Raw genomic sequence first — 7,156 nt, forward strand, 5'->3', positions numbered from 1 at the left:
GAGACCGAGCACTCCCAGGCGGTGGACGGAGGGCGCCATGCGTATTCGCTTCTGGGGTACGCGGGGCTCGATGCCGAAGCCGGGGCCGACCACGCTCCGGTATGGCGGCAACACGTCCTGTGTCGAGGTGCGGCCGGACGATGGCACGCTCATCGTGCTGGACTGCGGTACCGGTGCCCACGAGTTGGGGCAAGCGCTGGTGGCGTCCGGGGAGCGCCCCTTGCGAGGCCACCTCCTCATCACCCATACGCACTGGGACCACATCCAGGGATTCCCGTTCTTTGCTCCGCTGTTCGTCCCGGATGCCGAATGGGATGTCTACGCTCCGAAGGGGCTCAGCCAACGGCTGGCGCAGACGCTCGCCGGCCAGATGGAGTACGCGTACTTTCCCATCACGCTCGAGCAGCTGGGAGCCACTGTTCGCTATCACGACCTGGCGGAGGGCGCCTTCAATATTGGGGCTGTTCGCATCGGGACCCACTACCTGAACCATCCAGGACTCGCCTCGGGCTATCGCCTGGAGGTCGGGGGGGTAGCGGTCGTGTACGCCACTGACCACGAGCCACACTCGCCTCACCATCCGAGCGCCGGCAAACGGCGGGGCGCCGGCAAACGGGGCGCCCGGAAGCCGTCACCGGTCCATCACGAGGACCAGCGGCATATCCGGTTTCTTGCCGGCGCCGACCTCGTGATCCATGATGCGCAGTACACCCTGGCCGAATATCCCCAGAAGCTCGCGTGGGGGCACACCCCGGCCGAGCTGGCCGTCGACTTCGCCCTCGCGGCGGGGGTCAAACGTTTGGCGCTGTTCCACCATGATCCCTTGCGAAGCGACGAAGCGCTGGACGACCTCGTGGAGGCCTGTCGTCAACGGGTCGCCGCCGCCCGGAGCCGCCTCGTCGTGTTCGCGGCTGCCGAGGGACACGTGGTGGAGCTGCCGGAGCGTCTCGCGCCGGGGAGGGCGAAGGTGCTGAAGCCGGCCGCGCTGACCGAGTCCGCCAGCGCTCGGTCTCGTGTGCCCACCATCCTGATCGTCGACGACGACCCCGATGTCGTCGACATGCTGACCCTCGCGCTGGAGCCCGAAGGGTTTCGCCTCCTGTCAGCGAGCAGCGGCGATGCGGCCCTCGCGTTGGCCCGGGCCGAGCGGCCCGATCTGATCATCCTGGACTGGCGGATCCCCGAGCGCGACGGCCTGGAGGTCTGCCGCATCCTGCGTGCCGAGCCGGATCCCCAGCTTCGTGATGTCCCGGTGCTGCTCGTCACTGGACGAGCGGAGCCCGAGGACACGGCGGCGGGGTTCGCGGCTGGCGTGGACGACTACCTGACCAAACCCCTCAAGATGGCCCACCTCCGTTCGCGCGTGCACGCGTGGCTGTTGCGCCGGCACCACTGAGAGCAGCGAGGGGACGCTGAGCCGTGGGACCGTGCCGCGCCGGGTATTCGCGGATCTCCTCGGCGACCTTGACTCTCCCGAGGGCCGCCCCGTAGAGTACCCGCCTACCGGAACACCAGGGGCCGACGACACAGGGGAGGCCTCCGGTGCGCCTCCTGGGGGGAGGACTGGATGACGCGCAAGCCGCTGCATGCCCTCGTATGCTCCTGCCTGGTCGTCCTGGCTCTCTCGTTCGCGCCCCCGGCCGGGGCCGCCGACGCCGTCCCTCCGGACAAGCATCTCGAGCAGGGCCTGAAGGCCCTGGAGCGCGGCGCGTTCGACGACGCGGTGGTGAGCCTGAGCGAAGCGGCCCGCCTCTATGAGCGGTCGCGCCAGCCCACCGCCCAGGTGGCGGCGCTGATGCCTCTGGCCCGGGCCTACGCGGCCCTCGGCCAGTACCGGCAGGCGATCAAAACCCTCGAAGCGGCTCTGGAGTTGACGAAGAAGTCGGGCGGGCGAGGGCGGATGGCGGCCGTCCTGGCGGACCTGGGTAACGCCCACATCGCCATCGGCTCCTGGCCGGCGGCCGAGGGCTATCTGACCAACAGCCTGAGCCTGGCGAGGAGACTCGGGGACTCCGCGCTCGCCGCCGCCATCCTGAATGACCTGGGAAACCTGTCCGCGATGAACAAGAAGTACCCCGAGGCCATCGCGGCCTACCGGGAGAGTATCGTCCTGGCGAAGCGCGCCGGCCATCGCCCACTGACCGCCCGGGCCCTGACGAACGCGGCCGGGGCCTTGCGGGTGAACGGGGAGCCCCAGGAAGCCGAGACCTCCCTCGACGCGGCCTTCGATCTTCTCCGGCAGCTGGACCCGTCCCACGACACGGCCTTCGGGTTGACCACCGTCGGCCTGGCCTATCGCGATCTGCGGCCCGCGCTGCCGAGCTCGAGCGCTCGCCTCTCGTTGCGGGGGTCGGACGCGCTCAATCAAGCGGCCGCCGTGGCCGAGACGCTGGGCGATCGCCGGACGGCGTCGTACGCCTGGGGCTATCTGGGCGGGCTCTACGAGGACGAAGGCCGATATGCGGAAGCCTTGCAGCTGACGCGCAAGGCGATTTTCGCGGCCCAGCAGGTGAACGCGCCGGAATCGCTCTACCGGTGGCAATGGCAGGCCGGGCGTTTACTGAAGAAGCTGGGAACCGTCGATGACGCGCTGGCGGCCTACCGGCGCGCCGTCCTCACTCTCCAGTCGATCCGCCCCGAGCTGTCCGCCACGTACGGGGGGCTGCAGACCTCGTTCCGGGAGTCCGTGGGCCCCGTGTACTTCGAGCTGGTGGATCTCCTGCTGCAGCGGGCGGCCTCGCTGCCGAATCGTGACCAGGTCGGGGCGTACCTGGTGGAGGCGCGGGAGGCCGTCGAGCTGCTCAAGGCAGCCGAGCTCCGGGATTACTTCCGGGACGATTGCGTCGATACCCTGCTGTCGAAGACCACCAGCCTCGACGTCGTGTCCCGGACGGCGGTCGTCGTCTATCCCATCCTCCTGCCGGATCGAACGGAGCTGCTGGTCAGCCTCCCCACCGGGTTGAAGCGATTCTCGGTGCCGGTGGGCGCGGCCGCCCTGACGCGCGAGGTGCGAGAGCTCCGCCGCAAGCTCGAGAAGCGGACGACCAGGGAATACCTGCCTCACGCGCAGCGCCTCTACGAGTGGTTGGTACGGCCGCTGGAGGCGGACCTGACCTCTCTCAGGATCGATACGCTGGTCTTCGTCCCCGACGGCCCGCTCCGGACGATTCCCGTCGGCGCCCTGCACGACGGCAAGCAGTTTCTGGTGGAGAAGTACGCGCTGGCCATCACGCCCGGCCTCAGCCTGACCGATCCACGGCCGATCAATCGGCAAGGCCTGAAGGTGCTGGCCGTCGGCGTGACCGAGCCCGTGCAAGGATTTCCGCCGTTGCCCAACGTCTCGGTCGAGCTCGACGCCCTCCGGAGTCTCTTCGGAAGCACGAACCTCCTCAACCAGGATTTTGTCGTCTCCAGGCTGGAAAAGGAGCTGAAGGACGAGCGATTCACGATCGTTCACGTCGCCTCTCACGGGCACTTCGGAGGCGACGTGAGGGACACCTTCCTCCTCGCCTTCGACGACAAGCTGACGATCGACCGTCTGGACCAGCTGGTGGGGGTCTTCAAGTTCCGCGACGATCCTCTGGATCTGCTGACCCTGAGCGCGTGCGATACCGCCGCCGGCGACGATCGGGCCGCCCTGGGCCTGGCCGGCGTGGCCGTCAAGGCGGGGGCCCGGAGCGCGGTGGCGACGCTGTGGGACATCAATGACCGCGTGTCGGCGGATCTGGTGGCGGAGTTTTACCGGGAGCTCGGGAATCCCTCGATCTCGCGGGCCAGCGCGCTCCGGCGCGCCCAGATGAAGATCCTCGCCGACCCCCGGTACGAGCATCCGGGCTTCTGGTCGCCGTTCCTCTTGATCAACAACTGGCTGTAGCCGCGAGGGTTGACCGTCGGGTCCTGGCGTAACCTCGCGACGTCCAAACTCGGCGCGGCCGGGCTCGTCGTCATTCTGGCCGGTGGTGGCGTGCTCGGTCTCCGCAGCGCCGGGCTCCTGGAGTCCAGCGAGCTCGCCGCCTACGACTGGTTCATCCGCTTGCGGCCGTCCGATCGGGCGCCGGACACGCGGATCTTGTTAGTGACGGTCACCGAGGCTGATCTGCAGGCGCAGGGAGGCTGGCCTCTGTCCGATCGGGTGCTGGCCCAGGCCGTGGAGACTCTGTCCCGGCACCAGCCGCAGGCCATCGGCCTCGACATCTATCGCGACGTTGCGGTGCCGCCGGGGCGAGACCGACTGGACGCCGTGCTGACCCGCGATCCTCGCGTCATCGTGGTCATGAAGTTCGGAGACGGATCGTCGGCTGGCGTCCCGCCGCCCGCGGCGCTCAAGGGCACGGACCAGGTCGGCTTCAACGACATCCTCGTCGATCCCGGCGGCACCGTGCGCCGGGGCCTGCTGTTCCTGGACGACGGCACGACGGCGGCCTACTCGTTCGCCCTGCGACTGGCGCTGTTGTATCTGGGGGCCGAGGGCGTCACCGCCCAAGCCGACGAGGCGGATCCCCGGCAGCTCCGGCTCGGCCGGACCACCATACGGCCGCTCGAATCGAGCGATGGCGCCTACGTCCGCGCCGACTCCCGCGGGTATCAATTCCTTCTGGACTTCCGGGGCGGGACCGAATCGTTTCCCGCGGTCTCCTTGACCAGCCTCTTGTCCGGGACCGTCGGCCATGATGCGGTCCGAAACAAGATCGTGCTGATCGGCGTCACCGCCGAGAGCGTCAAGGACCTCTTCTACACTCCGTACAGTCGCGGGCTCCAGGAGCAGCAGCACGTGGCCGGCGTCGCCATCCACGCCTACGTCGTCAGTCAATTGCTCCGGGTCGGTCTCGGAGGCGCGCGACCGACAGCCACGCCGAGGGGATGGCAGGACGCCGCCTGGATCCTGCTGTGGAGCGCGGCGGGGGGGGTGATCGGTCTGCGAGTGCGATCGCCCTGGCGGTTCTCGCTCGCCGCAGGCGGCGCCCTGCTGGGCCTCGGCGTCTTCGACTTCCTGGCCTTCGTGACCGGATGGTGGCTGCCGCTCGTGCCTCCCGCGATCGGGGGGCTGGCCTCGGCGGCGGTGGTGACCGCCTACGTGTCGTACCAGGAGACGGTGCAGCGCGCCGTGCTGATGCAGCTCTTTTCGCGTCACGTCTCGAAAGAGGTGGCCGCGACGATCTGGCAGCAACGGGAGCAGTTTCTCGACGGCCGGCGGCCGCGCTCCCAGGGGCTAACCGCGACCGCCTTGTTCACCGACCTGACGGGGTTCACGACGGTCTCGGAGAAGCTCTCCCCCGAGGCGCTCATGGAGTGGTTGAACGAGTACATGGACGTCATGGCCCAGCAGGTGAGTCGTCACGGGGGCGTCATCCGGCAGTATGCCGGAGACTCCATCGTGGTCATCTTCGGCGTCCCCATTCCCCGCCGGAGCGACGCCGAGATCCGCCAGGACGCCGTAAGTGCCGTGAATTGCGCCCTGGCCATGGAAGGCACGCTGATCGAGCTCAACCGCCGCTGGAGGGCGGCGGACAAGGCGATGACCGGCATGCGGATCGGGATCTTCACCGGCCCTGTGGTCGCGGGCACCCTCGGCAGCGCCGAGCGGTCCGAGTACGTCGTGGTCGGGGACACCGTCAACACCGCCTCGAGGCTGGAGAGCTTCGACAAGGACCTGTTTCCACCCGATCCGGAACACAGCCCCTGCCGGATCCTCATCGGCGAGACGACGCTGAGCCACGTGAGCGACGAGTTCGAGACGGAACGGGTGGGGGACGTGAGTTTGAAGGGCAAAGCGCATAAAGTCGGGGTGTATCGGGTGATCGGTCGGGCCCAAACGCAGTCCAGGCCGATCAGTCAGGGGGGACCGGCATGAGAGCCGTGAAGGTGGTCGCGGAGGTCTCGCTCGTGGCGCTCGTCGTGGGGATGCCGATGTCGCGGGCCGAATCAGAGGAGAAGAAGGCGACGCCGGCGCCGGCGGTGGCTGCCCCGAGCTACCGGCCGCCTCTTCGCGGCGCGCCGGGCGGGCGCGTGGGCGGCGGCACGCGGGGGACCGGTCGGGAGACGTTCGTCCTCTCGGTACTGGCGCCGGATCACACCGGACTCACCGTCAGCGAACAGCCCGCCCTCTACTGGTTCATCTCGAGCCCGACCACCCTGGCGGTGGAGGTCACGATCGTAGATCCACGCGCCACCCAGCCGATTTTGGAGACACGGCTCGCGCCGCCGCTGAAGGCCGGCGTGCACCGGATCCGCCTGGCCGAGCACGGCGTCCGGCTGGTACCGGGCGTCGCCTACCGCTGGTACGTCGCCGTGGTTCCCGATTCGGGGCGGCGATCCAAGGACATCCTGGCTGGAGGGGCGATCGAGCTGGTCGCGCCCCCGGAGGGGCTCGGCGCCAGGCTGGCCCAGGCGGACAAGGCGACGGTGCCGTTCCTCTACGCGGAGGCCGGGATCTGGTATGACGCTCTGGCGACGATCTCGGAGCTGATCGACACGGCGCCGAACGATCCAGCGCTGCGGAGGCAGCGCGCCGCGTTGATGGCGCAGGTGGGTCTGCCGGAGATCGGAGAGTAAGGCTCGCGCCTAGAACGCGGCGAGAACGAACTGCAGGTGGATGCGGTTGTCCTGGAGGTTGCTCCCGCTCCGGGGCTTGACGTCAACGAGGCGGTTGCCCCAGTACACCTCGAATTGAGGCCGCAGGGAAATCGGCCACGTGAACGTGGCCGCCCAGCGCAGACCGAGCCCGACGCTGGCGAGGTGTTGGGGGTCCGGGGTCGGACGAGCCGTCTCCCAGGCTCTCCCGTAATCGACGAACGGCGCCAGCTCGACGTAGTCCGCCCCGGGCACATTACGGATCAATGGCACCCGCACCTCCAGAGACGTCAAGAACGCGTTGTCCCGGACCAGCGTGTTTTCCCGGTATCCCCGTACGCTGTAGCGCCCGCCCGCCGCGATCTGTTCCAGCACCAGGAGGGGCTGGGCAGCGAGCTGGAGATCGAAGCGATAGAGCAGCGTGGCATCGAGGATCGGAAGCCGCCGGACCCACTGGAACTGTCCCAGCCAGGCGAAGAACCGGCTGTCGGGGACGTGCTCGTCGTGATTGTTCAGGGTCGAGCCGAGCGCGTCGATGCCCACCGAGAACCGCGACCGCGCCGCGATGACCTGCCTCTGGGTGCGG

The 7,156-nt window shown here is 68.7% G+C and carries 5 protein-coding genes; 4 read left to right on the forward strand and 1 reads right to left on the reverse strand.

Going from position 1 to position 7,156, the window contains the following annotated elements; genetic code table 11:
• Positions 1-37: 37 nt before the first annotated feature.
• From VGV13_03725 to VGV13_03740, 4 genes are all read left to right on the forward strand, one after another.
• Positions 38-1,396, forward strand: coding sequence for a response regulator (locus tag VGV13_03725; GenBank protein ID HEV8640188.1), 1,359 nt, complete (start codon positions 38-40; stop codon positions 1,394-1,396).
• Between the two features lie 171 nt (positions 1,397-1,567).
• Positions 1,568-3,874, forward strand: a complete 2,307-nt coding sequence (locus tag VGV13_03730; GenBank protein HEV8640189.1) for a CHAT domain-containing protein — start codon at positions 1,568-1,570, stop codon at positions 3,872-3,874.
• A gap of 9 nt (positions 3,875-3,883) precedes the next feature.
• Entirely contained in the window at positions 3,884-5,851 is a 1,968-nt protein-coding gene (locus tag VGV13_03735) for an adenylate/guanylate cyclase domain-containing protein (GenBank protein ID HEV8640190.1), read from the forward strand.
• The gene (locus tag VGV13_03740) at positions 5,848-6,552 is read left to right on the forward strand and encodes a DUF928 domain-containing protein (GenBank protein ID HEV8640191.1); all 705 of its coding nucleotides are present in this window, start codon (positions 5,848-5,850) and stop codon (positions 6,550-6,552) included. Before VGV13_03735 ends, VGV13_03740 begins: the two co-directional genes overlap by 4 nt.
• 9 nt (positions 6,553-6,561) lie before the next feature.
• Here the strand turns inward: VGV13_03740 and VGV13_03745 are convergent.
• Positions 6,562-7,156: ShlB/FhaC/HecB family hemolysin secretion/activation protein (locus VGV13_03745; protein ID HEV8640192.1), on the reverse strand; the 595-nt coding region annotated here is incomplete at its 5' end.

Source organism: Candidatus Methylomirabilota bacterium (assembly GCA_036001065.1).
Classification (GTDB): Bacteria; Methylomirabilota; Methylomirabilia; order Rokubacteriales; family CSP1-6; genus MNEF01.

Coding starts and splice junctions, on each gene's coding strand:
- VGV13_03725 (HEV8640188.1), top strand. CDS start 38: ATGCGTATTCGCTTCTGGGGTACGCGGGGCTCGATGCCGAAGCCGGGG.
- VGV13_03740 (HEV8640191.1), top strand. CDS start 5,848: ATGAGAGCCGTGAAGGTGGTCGCGGAGGTCTCGCTCGTGGCGCTCGTC.
- VGV13_03730 (HEV8640189.1), top strand. CDS start 1,568: ATGACGCGCAAGCCGCTGCATGCCCTCGTATGCTCCTGCCTGGTCGTC.